Origin of the sequence: Hyphomonas sp. UBA4494 (assembly GCF_002388935.1) — a bacterium.
Classification (GTDB): Bacteria; Pseudomonadota; Alphaproteobacteria; order Caulobacterales; family Hyphomonadaceae; genus Hyphomonas.
Window position 1 is genome coordinate 83,893 of sequence record NZ_DGNK01000012.1, and the last position, 20,051, is coordinate 103,943.

The following is a 20,051-nucleotide window of genomic DNA, read 5'->3' on the forward strand; positions in this document are numbered from 1 at the left end:
TGCGCTGCTGTCACGGGGAAAGGATCTTTGAATGACGGTCATGGGGTGCCTGTTCGCGGGAGGCGCAGGACGCAGGCTCGGCGGCGTTGAAAAAGCGTTGATCGAATTTTCCGGAAGTCCCCTCTGGAAGCGCGCCACCCACCGGGTCACCCCCATGGTCGACCAGGTGGTGGTCACGGGTCCTACCGCGCCGGAGTGGTCGGAGGCTGTTCCGGGGCTGGTTTTCGTGCAAGATTTCCAGCCGAACGGTGAGCCTATCGGCCCGGCGGGGGGGCTTCTCGCAGCATTGGAGCATTGTCTGCGAGAGAAAGGACCAGAGAGCTTACTGCTGACCGTTCCGATTGATGCCCCGTTCTTCCCGGTGGACCTATTCGCACAATTGTCCACTGGCCGCGGTAACGCACGCGCCGCCCTGGTCGAAACGGAGTTTCGTCTACAGCCGACATTTGGCCTTTGGTCATGTGCGCTCGCGCCAGATGTCCGCTCTTGTGTCAAGCAGGGCAAATTGGCGCTCCACGCAATCGCCGATCATGTTGGGGCAGTCAAAGTCCGGTTTCAGGCCGAAGATGAGGCGTTCCTGAATATAAATACGCCGGAGGATATTCAGCGCGCTGAAGCTGTAGCGGCCTTGTTGGAACGGTCTTAGCCTGCCTCTCTGACGGGTTTGATCAATCGATCAGGCCAGCCAGACACCTTCCACCATATCTCCAGCCGCCAGGGCCGGCGCGTCAGAGGGGCGGTGAATCAGGAAGTTCGTCTCGATAAAGGGCGTGAGCAGAGAGCTGTCCTGGTTGCTGGCGGGCGTGATACTGGGCGCCTCATTCTTGGTGCGGGCCAGCGTCCCTCTCAGGAAGGCCTCTCGCGCTCCGTTTGCCGGTAAGGACGCTACGAGAGGCGCCTGCATCCATTGGGCGTCGGCTGGTTGGCCTTGAAGGGCATTCATCAGGGGCCTCAGAAAGAGATGGGCGCAAACAAGAGCCGAGGCCGGGTTTCCCGGTAGTCCCAGAACGTATTGATGATCTCGTCTGGAATGCCAGGTCGGCTTTCCGGGCTTTATGGCGATCTTGGTGAAGATGGGGTCAAAGCCGAGATGCCCGAAAACATCCTTCATGTGGTCATAATCGCCCACGGACGCGCCGCCGATTGGGACAAACACATCCGGGTTACCCGCGTCTTCTACGCGGCGTCTGATATCGGATGGGTCATCCCTTGCTGTACCGAGATTGATGGCCTCTGCTCCCCAGTCGCGGATCAACGCCATCAGTGCATATTCGTTGGAGGATATGATCTGGCCGGGTTGCAGGTCGGAGCCGGGAGGTTTCAATTCGTCGCCATTGGTAAGTAATGCCGCACGTGGGCGACGATACACAATCATGGATGCATGATTGGCGGCCGCACAAATAGAGAGGTGAGCTGGCCTGATCCGGGTTCCTGCTTCAAGAAGCACTTGCCCTGCGTGAAAATCGATCCCCGCTTGCCGGATGTTGCGCGGCGATGCCTGGGGCACATTGATCCAGACTGTGGTGTCCTGCCGTCGGACATCTTCCTGAATGATGACATGGTCACATCCGCGTGGGATAACCGAGCCGGTGAAGACCCGCACACATTGGCCGGGAGCGACAATGCCATCAAAGGGCGTGCCTGCGGCGGCGTCTCCAATCAATGCCAGAGGCCTATCGCTGAGCGCTTCTGCGAATCGCACGGCGTAGCCATCCATGGCAGACATGGCTGCGGGCGGATGGGTCAGTCTCGCCGCCACACCTTCCGCCAATATTCGACCGACACACTCCTCCAATGGAAGCGTTTCCGTTTCCTGGATGGCTGGCACACTGCCGATATGCGCCAAGGCTTCCTGTCTGGTAATCATGGGATCGGTCTATACATGACTGGTCAGAAGGCGGAAGGCCACGATCAACACGAGCAGTGCAGTGATTGCTTTCACCCAACGCTCGGGGAACATGCCGAGAAGGAGTTTGTGTCCCAGCCAGCTGCCGAAGGCGACAGCGATGAGGAGGGGCCAGAAATCCCAGAGATCGATCGTCATTCTGCCAGTCTGCAATGACAGTGACTTTCCGACCAGTGCCGCAACAGAGTTGGCCGCGATATAGGCACTGGACAAGGCAGCTATGGTTCGTGGAGGGGCCCATCTGACGAGATGGAGGATCGGTGCCAGAAAGATGCCGCCGCCAATCCCGACAAGGCCTGACACATAGCCAATCCCTGCGCCTATTAAAGGGGCCGCGAGTTTTGGCAGGCGCGACGTGCTCAATGTCTCAGGGGACGTGCGCATGAAGCTTGTCCATGCCAGTTGGATGCCCGCAGCAAGCAGGGCGCCGCCCAGTAGCAGGACGAGTGCGCGTTCGGGGATAGGTGTCAGTCCGCCCAGGAAGGCCGCCGGCACAGACATGGCCAGGATCGGGAGGACGCGAGAGTTTGGATACAGGCCAGCCTTCCAGCATTTCGCCGCCCCCAGGCTGGACACGAGGATGTTGCAGCAGAGGGAGACAATCGGCACCTGCATTACGGGCACGCCCGAGATCACCAGCAGGGCCGTATACGTCGAGCCGCCGCCGAACCCAACGCTCGAATAGAGAAGTGCCACAAGCGCGAAGCCGAGCGTAAGCCAGATCATCGTATCTTGGTGCCTCCTGAAAAAAGGGATGTAAACATGCGGCTATCCCGCGCTAGGTTGTCCGGGTTGTCAGGATTGTTCGAGGAATTCCAGCGTGATCCGTATTCAAAGCGCTCCGTTGGACATAGAGTCCGAACTTCAGGCATATCGCCTGAGCTCTCCGGATTATGGGGCGCTGGCCAGTTTCGAAGGGTATGTTCGAAGCGAGCATGGGAACGTCACGGCGCTCGAACTTCAGCATTATCCTGCCGTGACCGAAGCGGAGATCGCCCGGTTCGAACGAATGGCCCGGGCTCGGTTCGATGTGCTAGACTGCCTGATAATTCATCGTGTTGGTCGAATATTGCCTTCAGAAGCGATTGTACTGGTAGCGGTTCTGGCAAAACACAGGAAACCTGCCTTCGAAGCTGTCGACTTTCTTATGGATTATCTGAAGACAAGTGCTCCCTTTTGGAAAAAGCAGATCGGTCCCGACGGAGAGACCTGGATCGAGCCCAGATCGAGCGATCATGCGGCCGCAGCTGCGTGGAACAAAGAAAGTTGATCCCGTATGACCGATAAGCCGGAACTGCCAGCGCCCGGGGGCAAAATAGTGATGGAGCCCGCCTTCAAGCCCGTTCGTATCGCCCTGCTGACCGTTTCGGATTCGCGCGATGAATCGTCTGATACGTCAGGTGCTATTCTCTCAGCGCGCGTAGAAGAGGCAGGTCATATACTGGCAGCCCGGACGCTGGTCACGGACGACAAGGAAATCATTTCCGCGACAGTCCGGACGTGGATCGACGCGTCGGACATCGACGTCGTGATCTCGACGGGAGGAACCGGGTTGACGGGCCGGGACGTCACGCCGGAAGCTCTGATGCCGTTGTTCGAGAAGCAGATCGAAGGATTTGCCGTCGTCTGGCACATGGTGAGCTATCAGAGCGTCGGCCTGTCCACATTACAGTCTCGCGCCTGTGCTGGCGTGTCGAATGGCACATTCATCTTCTGCCTGCCCGGGTCGAATGGCGCTTGCCGGGACGGCTGGGACAAGGTGATCCGGTGGCAATTGGACAGTCGCCACGCCCCTTGCAACATGGTCGAGCTGATGCCCCGCTTGAAAGAGAGATGACGTCATGAGCGGAGAGGGACTGACACATCTCGATTCCCAGGGACGACCACAGATGGTCGACGTATCCGCGAAGGATGTCAGCGCGCGGGTCGCGATGGCTGAAGGCGTAGTTCGCATGTCCGCCGCAACGCGGGATCTCGCATTGGGTGGAACGTCGAAAAAGGGGGATGCGATCACGACCGGCATTCTGGCGGGGATCATGGCCGCGAAACGGACCGCCGAATTGATCCCGCTCTGTCACCCGCTTCCCTTGTCACGGGTGAATGTCGACATTACGCCCAATGAAAATGGCCTTCGAGTGGTGGCAGAGGTGCGCACTTCTGGCCGGACGGGCGTGGAAATGGAAGCACTGACGGCGGTGAGTGTCGCTTGTCTCACGCTCTACGACATGCTGAAGGCTGTGCAGAAGGACATGGAGGTTTGTTCCATCCGACTACTGAGTAAAACCGGGGGCAGTTCGGGTGACTACTCCGCGTCGCCGGCTGAGGATTCGGCTTGAAGGTTCGTCTTATCGGGCCCGGTGAGGCGGAGGTTGACGCATCAGGCCAAGCACCACCGCGTTCCGCGCTCATCGATGGGGCAGGGCGGCGGGTCAGCTATCTTCGGCTCTCGGTCACGGACCGGTGTGACTTACGATGCACCTATTGCATGCCGGAGCGTATGCGGTTTCTGCCGAAGACGGACATTCTCAGTTTTGAGGAATTGGCCAGGCTGGTTGATGGGTTTATCGCGCGAGGCATCACGAAACTGAGGATCACGGGTGGAGAGCCCCTTGTGCGCCGAGATGTCATGCAATTGCTGGAACATCTTTCGCGCAGACTCGGCACGACCGGTCTGAAAGAGATTTCCTTGACCACGAACGGGACGCGCCTCGAACACTATGCAGCGGATTTGAAACGTCTGGGTATTGAGCGCATCAATGTGTCTCTGGACACGCTGTCGCCGAAGATGTTTCAAAGGGTCACGAGGAAAGACCAGTTCGAGACGGTCATGCGGGGGATCGCGAAGGCCCGTGATGTCGGATTGAAGATCAAGATCAACACTGTGGCCTTGCGAAACATCAACGAAGACGAGATCCCCGAAATAGTCGAATGGGCTCATCGTCAGGCCTTTGATGTCTCCCTGATTGAGACCATGCCATTGGGCGAAGGTGTGGCCGCTCGTGAAGACCACTACCTTTCGCTTCTTACAGTACGTGAGACGTTGGCTAAGCGCTGGAGCCTGGAGCCGTTGGTCTATTCGACTGGTGGACCTTCGCGGTACGTACGAATTGCCGAAACAGGCGGCCGATTGGGATTCATTTCACCGCTCAGCCACAATTTCTGCGGGACGTGCAATCGTGTGCGCGTTACCTGCACGGGTATGTTGTATACCTGTCTTGGATACGAGGCCGGGGTAGATCTGCGCGGTGCCCTGCGTGCAGAGCCGGATGGATCAGTGTTCCACGACGTATTGGATCAGGCATTGCGCCAAAAGCCTGAGCGCCATAATTTCGATGCAGAGCGCATAGACCAGCCCGCCACACAACGCACTATGTCTGTTACGGGAGGCTAGGCGTGGCGAAAGGAAAAATCCTGTTTTTCGGAAAGCTGTCGGATCTGGCGGGCGCCAACGAATGGCCAATGCCCGAATTCGATGGAGACTTGCCTGCAACCAGGTTTATTGCGCACATATGTCAAACGCGTCCTGACCTTGCCGCGGTGCTCTCCGAACAGCAAAATCGAATCTGTGTGAATCATGAGATTCATCCCGCAGCGGCAACGCTCCGAATTTCAAGTGAGGATGAGGTCGCCTTCATCCCTCCAATGAGTGGGGGATGACTGCATGGCCTCAAGAAGGTGTTGTCAGGGCAAACATCTGGAGGCGACCAATCCTGGTGTTTACCCTGAGGAAATGGCCAAGAACCCGTGTCGCTACTTTAAAGCCTCGCCTGAGATCATCCAGCTTGCGTGTTGATGTACGTCTGATTTCCGCTGTCGCTCCAAAATGTCGAGGACCTTGTCCACAAGCGAGGGAGGGATAGATGTCAGCTACGAAAGCCTGAGGCTCTGGGTTGATCGGTTCGGCACATTGCTCGCACACAAGATCTGGAGGCGGCGCTCAGAGTCGATGCGAAGAAGCCTCCAATGGCGGTGGCACCTGGACGACGTCTTCGTCGAGATTCGCGGCTTACACCACTACCTCTGGCGAGCCGTGGATCATGAAAGCGAAGTCTTGGAATCGTTTGTCGCGAAGAAGCGCCATAAGGCTGCTGCGTTGAGGTTTCCTCAAAAAAGCAATGAAGCGACATGGGAATCCACGAATTATTGTGACTCGTAGATGGCCGTCTAATCGGGCCGCGATGAAGGTCATCAGAAGTGAGGCGCGCCAAGAAACTGGTCGCCATCTGAATAAACGCGCATAAATTTCACACCTATCCTTCCGCAGGCGAGAGCGGGCGATGTCCCGGCTCAGGCGGATGCGAAGTCTGCAGAAGTTCGTCTCAGTTTCTTCGTCAGTGCACAATCACTTCAACTTTGAAAGGCACGACAACACCAGAACCCTGTTCAAACAGAAACGAGACACCGCGCTTCGCGAGTGGCGCGACCTCCTTGTTGCCTAGCACCTGCTCGTCCGCGAATTGTGGAGACTGGTTCGCATTAGACTGACAGCATCCGCGCGAACATGCTGAGCGATGCGGCCGATTCTCATCTTGGCGGCGGTTCCGAGACTAAGCCTGGGGCTCGGACGGGCCCGCCGGTAGCCGGGCTAAGCCCCAAACCCATGGCGGCTGACAAAAGTATTGTAACGATTGCCGCCGTCAGCAGGGCTGCATAACCACCGATCTGGTCTAGAAGACCGGCGCTGCCCGCACCGAGCATCATGCCGAGCGCCATTGATCCCATCATTAAAGCATATGAGGTGGCCGCCACGTGCTCTTCACACACGCGCATGCCCAGTGTCACCATGCAGAGGTAAAACCCGAAAACGATCAGGGTGTAAAACAGGTACCAGCTTGAAAAAAACAAGTCGGTTGTCGAAGCGAGTGCCACAAAGATGAATATGGCGATGACACCGGCCACGATACCCGATGTCCAATATCCGAGTGTGGCTGGCCCGATTTTGTCGGTTACCCAGCCCCCAACCAACAATAAACCGGCACTGGAGATCAGATATCCAATCCCCGCCAAGGACGAATATCGCGTCTCTCCCCACTGCATTTCCTGGGCTGCGAATGCCGGCAGCGTCGCTTCGATTATGCCTTGATGCACGCCGTAGAAAACGCAGAGACCAATGATCAAGAGCGGGTCACGCCGAAGCAAGACGCGGAACGTTTCGCGCAACACAGGCCACCAGGCGTCTGGTTTGGCATCGCGGCTCTGGACCGACGTCTGGCCCTCATTCCATGGAAAGAGTTTTTCACCCGGGCGTTCCCGGATCAGGATGGCGGCGAATGCGGGGATCGAGAACAGGCAGGCGGTTGCGATCATCGCAATCGGAAAGCTCTGATACTCAAGGAAATACCCAACCAATGCCGCGCCGCCAGCCATGCCCACAGACTTTCCGCCCAGCATGAAAGCATTGATCTTTCCGAGTTCATTCTTGGGAGTCAGGTCGATGATCATCGCGTCCAGCGCCACGTCCTGAACGGCCGTCATGGCCGACAAGACCGCGCCAAAAATGATGATCGTCGCCAGCTCACTCGGTAAAGGGCTCCGAATGGCGAAGGCGATGAGCGAAATGATCAAGCAGGCCTGCGCGCCAACGAGCCATGCGCGCCGACGGCCCATCGGCAGAAAGGCATACCGGTCGACAACGGCGCCAATAAAAAACTTGAGACTCCAGGGTAATGAGATTGCTGCGATAAACGACCCGATCGCCCCAACGGGCTGTCCGTTCACGGCAAGCCAACTCGGAATTGCGACGAAGAATAACCCCTGGGCCAAGCCTTGCGCCAGATAAAGTAAAGTACCGGTCGCAAAGCGCAAACGTGCGTTTTCGGTATAAGCTGGCAGCTTAGAGGTTCCGGCTTTTAGAGCGATATTCGCGTTATCCGTCATATCAAAGTGCCTCACTCAAACAGGGTTGTGGATAACCGGGAGCCAAGCCTGCTTATCGCCTTTGCCGGAGACCTCTGTTGCCAGTAAAATTAGGGGGGCATCCAGAAGTCTCCGGTCGACACAGCTACGCCAAGCCTCTCGGTCGGAGGTCCGATAAGCCATGCAGCACACTGTTTTTATTAATGTAATCCGAGTAAACTGTGCAGGGTCACGGCGACCACCGTCAAGCAATGCAAGCGTCAAAATAGTGTCAAATCGGTCGATAGATTATGTGACCATGACGGGTGCGGACCATACTGAGAAGTAAATACGACACCCCACATATCGAGGTTTGACCAGGAAACGGGGTGCCGTGAAAGAATTCCGCACTGTTAAATGCCGGCTTTATTTAAGGTCGATCTCATGCACGATGTAGCTGCCGGTGATTTCGCGCAATTCTGGATAGGTCTCAAGCGCCCGCTTTGAATCCGCATCAGCTTGCTCCTGGCCGAGCGCGTCCATGATTGCCTCATACTTCTCTTTCGATGGAGTCATATCGGCAAGACTGGCATACTTTGTGACAAGCAGCAGATTAAAATCACCGCTCTCAGGCGTAATGCTCGAATAGATGGAATAGTCCTCAATATAGCCGAGCTCTTTACTGATTTCCGCGCCCCGAACCCAGGTCGCCTTCAGACCCTCGAGATAGTGATCGCCCGCATTGGTCTTCACCTTGATAGTTCCGATTTCCCAGACCGCGTCGCTGATCTCATAATCAGTGAATGGCTCTAGTTGGGCCTGCGCAGGTGTGAGTCCGATTGAAAATGCGATCAGTAGCAAGCTGAAAATTCGTTTCATGGTTTCTCTCCGTAATTCCCTTTTTGGGTACGCGGAGGATGGTGCTCTTGTGCCAACACGGTCAATTCGAGGTGGCGTCAAAAAAGCGTTAATTCGCCTGGGACTTAGCGCGGGTCTGAGGGGATAAGATCCGGCCAACCATATTTTTCCCACGCCTCAACCATGCCAATGTCTTCAGCAAACGCCATGAAATCCGGGTGCTGAAGCGTACGGCCGATGGGGTCGATGTCGGTCCAGAGGCTCATCAGCCCCGGCATATTGGCAGGGTGAATCTGTTCACGATATACCTTCATCACCAAGTCAGAATGCCCCATCCAGACCGCTGGCCAAGCGACGGTTTGATCGTAGGGGTCGAGCAAGGTTTGGTGCAGCATGTCAATCAGTTTGCAATAGGTCTGGCGGGCCTCTTCATTGCCGCTGCAAATGCCTTTCGCGGCGGTTTTCAAATAGAAATCGCGCGCTTCGTCTGAGATTTCGGCCGCGCCAGGTGGCGACATAATGAGTGTTCCGACATAACGCCGTGTCTCAAAATAAGTTTTGACAGCGGTTTCGTGATTGCCGGCAGCAGCTTGAGCGACCCCGAGATAGAAACCTGGAATCCCGAGATCTGCCATCCGTTGTCCTGCACGCATGGCCGCCTCAAGATTTCCAACATTTAAGTGTGCGACACAAAGCATGACATAGTTCCGGCCATAGACGGGATCCTGTTCAATCGCTGCTTCGATATAGGGCAAGGCCTCTCTTGTGCGTCCGAGATACAATAGGCTGGATCCCAGTCTCAGGGTCACATCGGCATTGTGGGGTTCCAGCCTATAGGCTTCCAATGCGTATTCCAGCGCCCCAGCGGGATTAAAGCACGTCCATTCATGGATACTGAGTATCGCGTAGGCGTAGCCTTGATTGGGATCGAGATCCAAAGCGCGCCGCGCGCAAGATGCCGCTTTTTCTGATAGCGCAACGCGCTCGAGACAGGGCGTATAGACAGCGACATGAATGAACGCTTCGCCGAGGGCCGTCCAGCATTCAGCAAACTCCGAGTCAATCTCCAAGGCTTGCTCAAGCAGCTCGACAGCTTTTAGCAATCCCCCTTCCAGTGTTACCCGCTGGGTCAATGTTCGCCCCTGCAGATACAGCGCATAAGCCTCACGGCTGCGCGTCATCGTCCGTACCGGCCGCGAATTTCGCTCAAGACCCATGGCATGGCTTAAGCCCGCAATGGCATTTTCGCCGATTAACTTACGCTGGTCGAAAAAGTATGTTTCGGACTCAACGATCTGATCGAACCATATCTGTTTGCCGGAAGCCCCCTCTATCAGTCGTATGGAGAGCTTGACTGAACCTGTGGATCGATGGACCGCGCCTTCAATGAAGTGTGTCACGCCAAGCTTCTCGGCCATCTCTGGAAGCGTTAGTGATGATCCAGCCACCGCCTCCACAGATGTTTGTCCGGCAAGCGCCAGTCCGTTCAATCCGCCAAGACGTGACGAGAGTTCCTCAACCGCCGCATCTGCGAGAAACAGATCGCCACCTACTTCGTCAATCTGCTTGAAGGGCAGGATTGCAAGTCCTCTACGCTGACGTAGTCGAGATATGCCACTCCAACCGTGCCAGGCTTGTTCTAGAGCTTCATGACGCTCGTCTAGCCCGCTCGCTCTCAGCGCCGACAACAGGCGCTGTGTAGAAATCCGAAGTCGGTTTTCGATCTGACCACGCTGGATTGCGAGCCATTGAGTCAGGTCGTCTCCCAAATCGAAATTCGCGAGCAGAGGCTTTCCGGATAGCTCAAGCAGAAGCTGTGTTGCAAGGACATCATCTCTCTCTTTCAAGGCTGTTTCCAGCGATTGAAGGTCGGTGTGGATCAAATGTGATTTGACCGCGAGCTGAGTGTTAGAGATCTCCAGAATTTCCCAACCCGAGCCTTGAAATTCGCGTTTGAGATCGTGCAGGCATTGTCGCAGACTGGCGCGCGCCTGAGGCTTGAAGCGGCCCGCCCATATTAGCTTGCTGACCAAGTCCCGGCTTAAGCTTTGCCCTGGATTTATACTCAGCATAGCGAGAATGGTACGCGCGCGCCGGTTGGAAATGTCGATTGGTGTTTCGGATGGTGTTGCGACTTGAAATGAACCAAATAGCGAAACGTGGAGTTGGAACTCGAGGTCTTCAATTAGCGGCAAACCCCGTTCTCCCAATATTTTCGGTTATGTAGAGCTTACCGACCGGGCCTTCTCCCAGCAACCAAAATGTCGTTTCCAATCATTCAACGACCGCTGAGGATGCGAAAGAGGACATCGGAACACAAGTGTCATTGGCCCTTTGTTGTTGGCCGGCAATATAAACCCAATGACGTCTTCCAGCGTCATTCGCCCCGTAACATCAACGCGCCCAGCTGAGACAGGTACGGACAGGCCTCCGAACGGCGTATCTATTGGGAAGGAGTTCTGTACCAATTAGTGAAAATCACGCGCACCAGCCAAAACACCATCAGTGCCAGAACGGCGACAATTGGGGCGGTGAGAAAGAATGGTGTGCGCAGGACTTCCGGCAGTACGTCATTGTTACCGAGAAAGAAGATCGTCACGGCGATGAACAGAGACAGACACATCCGCCAGAGATGGCGCGCAATCCGATGCTTACCAGTACAGCCACCGCGCCGGATCACAGCAACATCATACGCCCCAAACAGCCCCGCGAGCGCGGCCAGGATGAAAAAGGCGGCGGAGGGAACATCGTCCTGTAACGGAGCCCCGCGGATTGTTTCGGTCAGGCCCATTCCGAGTGCGAACGCGCCTGCAAGGAGAATGAAAAGACAATTCGCTAGCTCAAACCGCTCCGTTTTACCTTCGCGGCGTATCACGGTCGCCCAGCCACTCAAGAGCAAATAGAAGGCCATCACGCTCAGGAAAATAGTGAAGAGAATGGATCGCGTGACGCTGAAATAGAGGCCACTTGCGATCAGGAGGAGCATTGCGCCAAAGAACAGGTTTCCGGCCACCCTGTGCAGACGGAGCCCCTTTGCGACCGGCAATGCTCCCGCACCAGAGATGACGGCCAGTGTGCCCATCAACAGATGTGCCAACCCCATGAGTGGAAGTTGAGACATGTTGTTTCATCCTGATAATATCGGGCACTCAGGTCGCTGAGGGCATCAGCTCAGGTGACCTGCGGGCCAGCATCACGACACCCACACAAACAAATCAGACGATCTGGCTGAGCCCTGAAACGGCGTTGAGGGGTTCGAAATCTGGATAGATCGTCACGATTCCGGCAAGCCCGATGAAAACGCCGAACAGGTTCAACGCTCTTGGCAAACCGCGACGCCGCAGTCCGGCCAGGCTGACCAGCGTGATCCAGACGCCGCCGACAAACTCGGTGCCCCCGCCCAAAACATTCTGCACAATGCCAATAGCGAGCCAGACCGTTGCGGCGCGTTCGGTATCAGTTTCAGCAAGGCGCGTGACGCTGTCTGCGCCAAGGATGGAGAGCATGCCGCTGACCTTCTCGCCGGATAGGTTTCGTCAATGAGCAAGTCAGAACTGAAGCGTTTCATCGCAGCCCGGTTGACGGGTGCAGGAATGTTCGAAACAGGGATACCGGGTGTTCAGCTGTTTCGCATAACTGAGCCGGTGGGTTGCGCCCCAGTCATTTATGAACCTTTTATCATGGCAATCCTGAATGGCGCCAAAGAGGCCATCCTCGATGGAGACCGCCATGTCTATGACAGTCGTCAGTACATGTGCTGCTCCCTAAACCTTCCCGTCGAAGCCGGGGCGCCCAAGGCGTCGCCGAACGATCCGCTCCTCGGCGTCTATATCGCGCTCGATCCGCGCGTAATGACTGAGCGCACCATGGAAATAGAAAGTATTGGCGGTATCGACGCCATGTCGGCCGGAGGAGCTGTGGTTCGAGGTCTTGCGCTTGCGGGCTGGAGCCCTGATTTTACCGAAGCGATGTTACGCCTCATTCAGTTGGTCGGCAGTCCATCAGACATTGCGATATTCGGGAAAACCCGTCTCCGGGAAGTTTACTATGCAGTCTCTCTTCGTGGAGCGGGTAATTCTTCTTATTCGGAATCAGGACAACTTGGCTTCAGTGGCATCGGCCCCCGTGGAAATCCTAATCAAATCCTAAGTCATTGGGCGGATATTCCAGTCCGGCTTTTGCAGAGGGCTAACTGAGCGTGGGTAGGGTTAACCCTACAGGCCGAGGATCCCCATGCAGCAATATATCAGTAAATCCAAAACGTCTTCCTGGGATGGCCCGATTGATGAGCTGGCAGAATCCATTCTGAGCCCGGATCGTCTGCAGCAATCGATCATCCTCTACAGTGCTCTGACAGCCCTCATCATCATGATGATCACGATCACGAGCCTGCTTGTGGTTGGTCAATACGAACTGAATATCGGAACCTTCATAGACGCTCTTACGGCGGCAGCGTTGATTGCATCTGCTTACTTCGCAGCCAGACGCAAATTCATGTTGCTCCAGGGATTGCTGCTTTGTGTCAGTGTTCCGGCAAATTTGTTCGCCATGCTTGTATTGGACCATGAAGGCATATTTGTGGGAATGCTATTACTCAGCATTACGCCGATCATCTGGGGGCTCTTCACCACGATGAAGCTGAGCTTTGCCTACACTGCTTTCATTATCGGGTTCATCAACTGGTATATGGGACCAGCCGACCGGTTGGACGTAATTGTAGGCGGAGTAGACAATTCGGCACTTACAGCTATCGGGCTGAGCTTGATTGCTATTGCGTGTTGTGTTGCGGCCGTGCTGCCGAAACAATTCGGACAAAATGTCTACACTACGCTGAAAGAGGTTCTGCAGCGGGAGAATAGATATCGGGGGCGGTCTACTTCGTATGCCGAGATGTCTTCGGACTGGCATATTGAAGTCGATTCGACTGGCAAGATTGTCCATTATTTCGGCAAGGGCGACGCTCTCGGACGTCGTTGGCGCGATGTGCTGATTGGATGGGAAAACGATGAGGCGGTGTTCACAGGAGCTATTCAGCGTCGTGAGCCGTTTTCGAGGATAAAGGGTGTTCTGCGCGCCGATGGCGTCAATTGCAGCGTTGAGGTTAGCGGGCGTCCGCGGTTCTCCGAGAATGGGGAATTTACCGGGTATCTGGGCGTGGCGCATGACATCAGTGTACGTGAGGAATTTGAGCAGAAGCTGAAGCAGCAGGCTACGACGGATCTTCTAACAGGCTTGGAGAACCGCCACGCATTCAATTCTCTGATCGAATCTTGCAAGAGAGATGATCGCCCTGCCTTGATGAGCGTCCTCTACATCGATTTGGACAAGTTCAAGGAATTGAATGACCGGCATGGTCATGCTGGCGGGGATGCGGCGTTGATCGCACTCGGGGGTCGTTTGAAACATCTCGCCGACAAAGACGATAGCATTCGCGTGTTCCGGATTGGGGGCGATGAGTTCTGTTGTGTTGTCGGCAGGGCGGTGAATCTTGATGATATCTCGGTCTTGGCAGACCGGATCAGATCCTTGGTATCAAAGCCAATCGCATATGATGGTCGCTTGATTGATGTAACAGCGTCCATTGGCGCGGCCATCGGCTTGCAGGGAGAATCCATTGCGGACGTGTTGGAACAGGCTGATGCGGCAGTATACGAAGCGAAGTCACAAGGCGGCGATTCCTGCGTTGTTCCCGATGCGAAAGTACGTCAACGCCTGGAGCGTCGCCTGTCCATTCACCGGGACCTCATGCCTGCAATAGATGAAGGCAAGATCGGGTTGTACTACCAGCCGATTGTGCGGGTCTCAGATTGCCAGTTGGTTGGTGTCGAAGCGTTGGCGCGGTGGACCCACCCCAAGTACGGATCGATCAATCCGTCGGAATTCATCGAGATCGCTGAGGCAAGTCGGCATATCATTGCATTCGGCCAGTATGTGTTGCGTCAGGCATGCGAAGACGTTCTCGGGTGGATGTCGAAGAGCGGTGACAGCATTCGGTTGAGCGTCAATGTATCTCCCAATGAATTATTGTCCGATGGTTTTTCTGAATCGGTCGCTGAAATACTTCAAGAGACGGGGTTTCCCCCACACCTGCTGGAGCTCGAAATCACGGAGCGGGGCGTGCTGCGCAATATCGAAACTTCGTGTAAGGTGATTGAGGTTATCCGGGAAATGGGTGTCACGATCGCTTTGGATGATTTCGGGACCGGAAATTCTTCGCTCAGCCGTCTGGAGCATTTGCCGGTGGACCGGGTTAAGATCGACCGCTCATTCTTCGTTCGTGCGGAAGAAAGTGATCGCGCCCGGCAAATCCTCGGCATTCTGTCAGGCATGAGTCGGGTTCTGGATATCAAGGTGATTGCTGAAGGTGTGGAGACAGAAGAACAGTTCCGATTTGTGAACCTGGCAGGCTTTGGTGAAGTACAAGGCTATCTGTTCGGTCGACCTGCGCCTATTTCACAACTGGGACTGGGTATCAAGTCAAGCGACCGCATGGGGCAATTGGCCTGAGTGCTCACGCGTTGCTGATCGCTTCTTCGATTTTTGGAAGCGTGTGATGCGCCAGATCGCGGTTAAGTTCCGCCAGGATTGAAACCGATCCTGAATCTGTCAGCATCGGACGCAACTTCCCGAGTGAGCGAGGATCTGCTGCGACGACAAGGCTTGCAGGAGTTGACTGGCCTATTTCTTTCAGGGCCATCTCGGCGACGGTCGACAGAAAGCGTTCTTCTGCAATGTCGTGCCAGTCAGTCTGTTCTGTTGCGGCATGTGCGCCTGAAGGCGTCTTGAAGCGCCCGGCCCGATCACTTGACTGATCTCGATTCGGCGGATTGTCGTCCGTTAGAGCCTCGGCAATTCTCAAATCCAGCAAATCGGCATCGCCCTTGTTTTCCAAAAGCAGGGCTTTTGAGCCATCGCACACAAGGACGAACGCTCCGGTTGGCAAATGCATAATCGAGTCTCCCATATGACGCATACAGAGTGCAGATTTATTCGTTTCGCAGTTTGACAACTATCAACCTGACCTCTTTCATGGAGACAGGACTATTGATGTCCAAGGCGGATCGAGGCGGCAACAGTGTCCAGAGTCATTCCGGGTTTTTGCTGATCGCGGCCCGCGCATCTGTTGTGATAAAGCAATCTGCATAATCCCCGCAAACGGGCTCTGGTGACAGTCGGATCGTCGCGACAGCTTCATATTCTCGCTTGGGCTTGGAGTGCCACGGGCTGTCGAGTTCATAGACACCGAAATAGTAAGGGAACAGGGCATCCGCAGATTGATGATAGGTGCAAGTCGTGTCGGGGGCTGTTCTGAGCGTTGTTGTGCAGGCGGTCTCCCGACCGACAATCGTGAAGCTTCCAGCGGATTCCTCTTCAGCGATCTCGACCATACGGTGAAACAGGCTCGCTTCTACCTCGTCTCGGCTTGTCTCTGAATTCCCCCTGAAGCCTACGCGGATCAGCCCATCGCCAACGTTTTCACTCGTATAGCCGTGGAGTTCAGTTGCAGGCTGGTAAGGAGTCGGCGCCGATGCGCAACCTGTTAGCAGGGCTATGGCGAGCAACGCGATGGATGCGACGGGCGAGGGATTGAGATTGGCCATAATTCGATTGCCTCCACTGATACGGACAAGATGATGGACCTTAACCAAACGCCAGCGCCCTTTATTGATGCTTATCAACTGTTGAAACAACTTCGTCCTTATCGGATACGCCGCATGGCAAGCCGCATCTGCTTTTCCACTTCGAGCAAACCAAACACCGCAATCCCGGTACCGACTACGATGGAAGCGTAAAAGGGAGAAAGCGAGACGGTGCCAAATATACTCTGCGCAGCTGGAAGGTAGGTCGCCATCAGTTGACCGACCATGACAATCGAGAGTGCCACCCATACAGAGGGTGTGCCCTTCAGCCCGTCCAGTGTGCTGGACGCTCCATGTAGATAGCGAACGAAAAACAGGTAGGCGATCTGGAGAACAACAAGCGTGTTGAACGCAACCGTCCGGGCCAGCTCAATGGAGGCGGACTGATCTAGCGTATAGGTGAAGACTGCGAAGACGGCAGCCGCGAAAAGGATAGTTGCAACGACGATGTCTGCGAGCAATCCACCGTCTAGCAAAGTCGCATCGCGCTTGCGAGGGGGCTGTTGCATACTTCTGGGCTCAAGAGGTTCCAGGGCGAGTGCGAAACCAAGGGTCATTTCCGTGATCAGATTGATCCACAATATCTGGATTGCTGTCACTGGAAGCGTCGTGCCGAACAGAAGTGCCAGAATCACGACACTGGATTCCCCGCCACCGGTGGGGAGAGTCCAGCGGATCAGTTTTCGAATATTGTCGTAGATCCGGCGCCCCTCAGTGACGGCGGCAGCGATCGAGGCAAAATTGTCGTCTGCGAGGACGACTGCGGCAGCCTCCTTCGCGGCTTCGCTACCCTTGACGCCCATTGCTACGCCAACATCGGCACGTTTCAGGGCAGGCGCGTCATTCACGCCGTCTCCGGTCATCGCCACGATCATGTTTTGGCTCTGCAGGGCCTGCACCAGGCGCAGTTTGTGTTCAGGGCTCGTGCGCGCGAAGACATTGGTCTCCAGCGCCGCGTGGACAAGGTCGACATCATCCATCGCGTCCAGATCACGACCTTCCAGGACGTGACCCGGGTGAGGAAGTCCGATTTCCTTTGCGATGGCAGCCGCGGTGCCGGCATGGTCGCCAGTGATCATTTTCACCTGGATTCCAGCAGCATGACACTCAGCGATAGCATCCACAGCCTCGGCGCGAGGGGGGTCTTTCAGACCCACGACACCCAGAAAAACCAAAGCGCCTTTCAGCGCTTCCGGGGTCAATGCCTGGTCCGGCTTGGCCTCTGCTGAGGCCAATGCAAGTACTCGCTGTCCCTGCGCAGCCAATTCAGCGGTAATCGCCGTGATTTCTTCACGGTCGATGGGAACCGGTGTTCCATCTGCACCGATCATGTGCGTGCAAAGCGCCGAGATATCCTCTGGAGCACCTTTTGCGTGGATTCGTACGCCAGCCGGCCCCGAATTCTTGGTAGCCATGAAGCGGTGGCGAGAATCGAAGGGCAGGACAGCCTGACGGGGAGTGTCGCGTCGCACATCCTCGGCATTTCCCAGGACCTTTCCGGCGAAGGCAAGAAGTGCACCCTCCATGGGGTCTCCACTGACGATCCAGACGTCTCCCTCCTTTGCCAGACTGGAATCGTTGCAGCGCGCCGCCGTTTCCGCGAGTAGCTCAAATACAGGACGGATGGTCTCCGACGGCGATGGCGTAATATCCCCGCTTGGCGTGTATCCATCTCCTGTCACATCGAATGCCTGTGATGCGATGATGAGTGCTGAGACTGTCATTTCATTGTGAGTTAATGTGCCGGTCTTGTCCGTGCAGATGACGGAGACAGCGCCCAGGGTTTCGATAGCAGGCAGACGTCGAATGATTGCATTCTGTCCAGCCATAGCCCGAACACCTATCGCCATGGTGATGGTCAGGACTGCTGGCAGGCCTTCCGGAATGGCCGCAACCGACACGCCAACCACGGACATGAAGGTTTCGGAAAAGTCGGCATGTCTGATGAACACGCCATATGAGAGCAAGGCTGAGCCAATCAGCAGGATCAGAATGGTCAGCCATTTGGCGAAGGCATTCATCTGGCGCAGCAATGGCGTCTGCAGCTCGTCCACAGACGACAGCATGCTGCTGATCCGGCCGATCTCCGTATTGACGCCTGTTGCGGTGACCAATCCCTCGGCCTGCCCAGCAGTGACAATAGTGCCACTGAATGCAGAACTCGAACGGTCGCCCAGGACCGCATCGGTGCGCGACGGTTCCACGGATTTTTCGACAGGTACAGATTCTCCAGTCAGGATTGCTTCCTGAATTTTCAGGCCGCTGGATTCTATCAGTCGAAGGTCTGCCGGAATTCGATCTCCAGCCTCAACGAGCACGATATCCCCCGGAACCAGGGTTTCGGCGTCGACCGTCACCCTGTCTCCATCTCGCAGCACGGCAGCGTGAGGTGAGAGTAGGGTAGCGATCGCTTCCATGGCGGATTCAGCGCGGCCTTCCTGAATGAAGCCGATGACACCATTGGCCATCACTACGAACAGGATCACGGCCGTATCGACGGGATGACCGAGCCACCATGTGACGGCGGCTGAGGCGATGAGCACATAGATCAGGGCATTGTGGAAGTGGCGCAGGAACCGTAGCAGAAGTGGCGTTCTGCGTCCGCGGGGCGTCCTGTTTAATCCGTATTCACTCAAACGGGCTGCCGCTTCAGCCTGTGTCAGTCCAAGCCGGGAGGACGAGAGGCGTTCCAAAGCCGCTTCAGTCGGTTCTGCATGAACAGGTACTGACATATGGTTGGGGGGTGGCCGATGATCATGCATGGGCGTGGTCCGGATCCTGTGTCGGGATGCGGAACAGATACATGATTGCGTGTGGTTCGCGTCTCCGTAGAAGTACGGATGGAGACGGGGTGGTGCGGGTGAGTATAGTGTCATGCGATCATGAGGTATTCGATCTCGCGGTCGACTTGAGAGGTTTACTCCCATGACGTTCAAGACAATCTTCGCTCCGCTCGCTTTTGAAGAAACAGCAAGACTGGTGTCAGAGACAGCCTTGTTGCTCGCGGGTGCGTTCAAGGGCCATGTGATGGCTCAACATGTGCGTCCGCGCTTTACAGGCTACCCGCCCATGGAGTTCTATCCAGCATCTGCCTCAGCCACCGTGATGGCAATGGAGGGGCATGATGAAGCCGCGGGCCGCTATGCCCGCGCGTTGCGAACGAAGTTCGAAGATCTCTGCGCTGCTTCGGACGCCCATGTCGTGCCGGTACCGGAGGCGTTGAAACAAAACGGTGTGACCGCTTCGTGGACAGAAGAAGTTGGACAATTCCCGCTCAATTACGGTCTTTCGGCACGTGCGGCAGACCTTGTCGTCGTGGCAATTCCCGATGCCAAGGGGGCGCATCCGGAGCGTGAGTTGTTTGAAGCCGTGTTGATGCAATCGGGTGCGCCAGTTTTCCTTACGCCGCGTTCTGGCCTGAGCGCCGTACCGCGCCGACCGCTGGTCGCATGGGATGGCAGCCTGCAGGCATCAAGAGTCGTCCGTGCGGCTCTTCCCCTACTATTGCAAAGTGACGAGACGACACTGCTGACGATTGGGGAAACGGACGCAGCCACGCCGAGCCTTGAGCAGGCAAAGCTGTGGCTCGAGCGGGCAGGGGTTCTGGTCACGAGCCGTCACGTGGAGTGGCCGGAGCGGCCAATTGCGGAACGAATTCTCAATCAATGCGAAGCGAGCAACAGCGATGTTGTCTTGATGGGCGGTTACTCTCATTCCCGGTTGCGTGAATCCATCATAGGCGGCGTGACCTTGCACATGATCCAGCATGCAGACTTGCCAATCTTGATGGTTCATTAGGGGGGCGTGGATGA

19 protein-coding genes and 1 pseudogene are annotated in these 20,051 nt (G+C 56.0%); 10 read left to right on the plus strand and 10 right to left on the minus strand.

The genetic code is table 11. The features are described from left to right. Window positions 1-31 precede the first annotated feature (31 nt). On the plus strand, window positions 32-646 hold the full coding sequence (gene mobA / locus B2P82_RS04540; protein ID WP_290495445.1) for a molybdenum cofactor guanylyltransferase: 615 nt from the start codon (window positions 32-34) through the stop codon (window positions 644-646). A gap of 30 nt (window positions 647-676) precedes the next feature. Here mobA and B2P82_RS04545 read toward each other — a convergent pair whose 3' ends face one another. Together B2P82_RS04545 and B2P82_RS04550 are read right to left on the minus strand one after the other, a co-directional pair. Continuing rightward, window positions 677-1,867, minus strand: coding sequence for a molybdopterin molybdotransferase MoeA (locus B2P82_RS04545; protein ID WP_290495447.1), 1,191 nt, complete (start codon window positions 1,865-1,867; stop codon window positions 677-679). Between the two features lie 9 nt (window positions 1,868-1,876). Then, window positions 1,877-2,632 (minus strand): sulfite exporter TauE/SafE family protein, encoded by a 756-nt coding sequence (locus B2P82_RS04550; protein WP_290495449.1) that lies wholly within the window; start codon window positions 2,630-2,632, stop codon window positions 1,877-1,879. Between the two features lie 94 nt (window positions 2,633-2,726). Between B2P82_RS04550 and B2P82_RS04555 the strand changes: the two genes are divergently transcribed. From B2P82_RS04555 to B2P82_RS16950, 6 genes and pseudogenes are all read left to right on the plus strand, one after another. Then, window positions 2,727-3,176 carry a molybdenum cofactor biosynthesis protein MoaE gene (locus tag B2P82_RS04555; RefSeq protein WP_290480749.1) on the plus strand — a complete coding sequence of 150 codons (450 nt, stop codon included), beginning with the start codon at window positions 2,727-2,729 and terminating at the stop codon, window positions 3,174-3,176. A 6-nt stretch (window positions 3,177-3,182) separates the two neighbouring features. Continuing rightward, on the plus strand, window positions 3,183-3,743 hold the full coding sequence (gene moaB, locus B2P82_RS04560) for a molybdenum cofactor biosynthesis protein B (protein ID WP_349679723.1): 561 nt from the start codon (window positions 3,183-3,185) through the stop codon (window positions 3,741-3,743). Between the two features lie 4 nt (window positions 3,744-3,747). Further along, window positions 3,748-4,242, plus strand: coding sequence for a cyclic pyranopterin monophosphate synthase MoaC (gene moaC, locus B2P82_RS04565; RefSeq protein WP_290495450.1), 495 nt, complete (start codon window positions 3,748-3,750; stop codon window positions 4,240-4,242). Between the two features lie 11 nt (window positions 4,243-4,253). Next, entirely contained in the window at window positions 4,254-5,297 is a 1,044-nt protein-coding gene (moaA, locus tag B2P82_RS04570) for a GTP 3',8-cyclase MoaA (RefSeq protein WP_349679727.1), read from the plus strand. A gap of 2 nt (window positions 5,298-5,299) precedes the next feature. Further along, complete coding sequence (locus B2P82_RS17025; protein WP_290944795.1) at window positions 5,300-5,563, plus strand: MoaD/ThiS family protein; 264 nt, start codon at window positions 5,300-5,302, stop codon at window positions 5,561-5,563. Between the two features lie 73 nt (window positions 5,564-5,636). Continuing rightward, window positions 5,637-6,345, plus strand: a pseudogene (locus B2P82_RS16950) (IS6 family transposase). 85 nt (window positions 6,346-6,430) lie between these two features. On the opposite strand, the gene B2P82_RS04580 reads toward B2P82_RS16950, so the two are convergent. From B2P82_RS04580 to B2P82_RS04600, 5 genes are all read right to left on the minus strand, one after another. Then, a complete protein-coding gene (locus B2P82_RS04580; protein WP_290495453.1) occupies window positions 6,431-7,783 on the minus strand; it encodes an MFS transporter in 1,353 nt (450 codons plus the stop codon). Window positions 7,784-8,167: 384 nt separating this feature from the next. Continuing rightward, window positions 8,168-8,620 (minus strand): hypothetical protein, encoded by a 453-nt coding sequence (locus B2P82_RS04585; RefSeq protein ID WP_290495455.1) that lies wholly within the window; start codon window positions 8,618-8,620, stop codon window positions 8,168-8,170. Between the two features lie 104 nt (window positions 8,621-8,724). Beyond that, entirely contained in the window at window positions 8,725-10,446 is a 1,722-nt protein-coding gene (locus tag B2P82_RS04590) for a tetratricopeptide repeat protein (RefSeq protein WP_290495457.1), read from the minus strand. A gap of 596 nt (window positions 10,447-11,042) precedes the next feature. Beyond that, window positions 11,043-11,720 (minus strand): hypothetical protein, encoded by a 678-nt coding sequence (locus B2P82_RS04595; protein WP_290495459.1) that lies wholly within the window; start codon window positions 11,718-11,720, stop codon window positions 11,043-11,045. Between the two features lie 94 nt (window positions 11,721-11,814). Next, entirely contained in the window at window positions 11,815-12,105 is a 291-nt protein-coding gene (locus tag B2P82_RS04600; RefSeq protein ID WP_290495460.1) for a hypothetical protein, read from the minus strand. A 33-nt stretch (window positions 12,106-12,138) separates the two neighbouring features. On the opposite strand from B2P82_RS04600, the gene B2P82_RS04605 reads away from it, so the two are divergent. Both B2P82_RS04605 and B2P82_RS04610 read left to right on the plus strand, forming a co-directional pair. Then, window positions 12,139-12,795, plus strand: coding sequence for an AraC family transcriptional regulator (locus B2P82_RS04605; protein WP_290495461.1), 657 nt, complete (start codon window positions 12,139-12,141; stop codon window positions 12,793-12,795). A gap of 37 nt (window positions 12,796-12,832) precedes the next feature. Then, complete coding sequence (locus B2P82_RS04610; RefSeq protein WP_290495463.1) at window positions 12,833-15,106, plus strand: putative bifunctional diguanylate cyclase/phosphodiesterase; 2,274 nt, start codon at window positions 12,833-12,835, stop codon at window positions 15,104-15,106. Window positions 15,107-15,110: 4 nt separating this feature from the next. On the opposite strand, the gene B2P82_RS04615 is transcribed toward B2P82_RS04610, so the two are convergent. The 3 genes from B2P82_RS04615 to B2P82_RS04625 all read right to left on the minus strand — a co-directional run bounded on the left by B2P82_RS04615 (window position 15,111) and on the right by B2P82_RS04625 (window position 18,971). Next, the gene (locus tag B2P82_RS04615; protein WP_290495465.1) at window positions 15,111-15,548 is read right to left on the minus strand and encodes a baeRF12 domain-containing protein; all 438 of its coding nucleotides are present in this window, start codon (window positions 15,546-15,548) and stop codon (window positions 15,111-15,113) included. Window positions 15,549-15,684: 136 nt separating this feature from the next. Next, entirely contained in the window at window positions 15,685-16,200 is a 516-nt protein-coding gene (locus tag B2P82_RS04620; protein ID WP_290495467.1) for a CC0125/CC1285 family lipoprotein, read from the minus strand. 98 nt (window positions 16,201-16,298) lie between these two features. Then, a complete protein-coding gene (locus tag B2P82_RS04625; RefSeq protein ID WP_290495468.1) occupies window positions 16,299-18,971 on the minus strand; it encodes a cation-translocating P-type ATPase in 2,673 nt (890 codons plus the stop codon). Window positions 18,972-19,164: 193 nt separating this feature from the next. Between B2P82_RS04625 and B2P82_RS04630 the strand changes: the two genes are divergently transcribed. Further along, window positions 19,165-20,037, plus strand: a complete 873-nt coding sequence (locus B2P82_RS04630) for a universal stress protein (protein ID WP_290495470.1) — start codon at window positions 19,165-19,167, stop codon at window positions 20,035-20,037. Window positions 20,038-20,051 lie beyond the last annotated feature (14 nt).